Raw genomic sequence first — 595 nt, 5'->3', positions numbered from 1 at the left:
GGCACACGCACGCCATCTACCACCATGTCGCCCTCGCCCATCAGCGCCAGCGTCATGTGGGACAGCGGCGCCAGATCGCCCGACGCCCCCACCGAGCCTTGTGCGGGAACAAAGGGCACCAGGCCGGCGTTGTGCACGGCTAAGAGCGTGTCCACCACCAGCTCGCGGCAGCCCGAGTAGCCGCGCGCCAGGCTGGCGGCCTTGGTGGCCATCATCAGCCGCATGATGGGGGCGGCCAGCGGCTCGCCCACGCCCACGCTGTGGCTGCGGATCAGATTGCGCTGCAGCGTGGCCAGTTGGTCTTTGCTGATGCGCTTGTTCGCCAGCTTGCCAAAGCCGGTGTTGACGCCGTACACGGGCGCGTCGCCATCGGCCGCGGCCTTGACCAGCGCGTGCGATGCGCGCATGGCGGTGCGGGCCGATGCGGGCAGACTGAGCTGGCACACGCTGGCGTGGATCAAGCCCAGTTCGTCGAGCGTGATCTTGCCGGGGTGAAGGATGAAGGAGGTCATGGAAAGGTCTTTCTTGTCGTTGTGGATGAATTGACGGTGCCCGCACTTAACCATTTGCCCAACGTGTCGGCCACGCCTTCAGG

General features: G+C 66.4%; 1 protein-coding gene. It reads right to left on the bottom strand.

The features are described 5' to 3' along the window. A partial coding sequence (locus AC1D1Y_RS26060) for an aromatic amino acid lyase (protein ID WP_477684901.1) occupies positions 1-512 on the bottom strand: 512 nt, incomplete at its 3' end. Positions 513-595: the final 83 nt, after the last annotated feature.

The organism is Polaromonas sp. P1_G1, assembly GCF_056405595.1.
The sequence above is the reverse complement of the archived record's forward strand: the minus strand, read 5'-3'. Positions and strand labels throughout refer to the sequence as shown.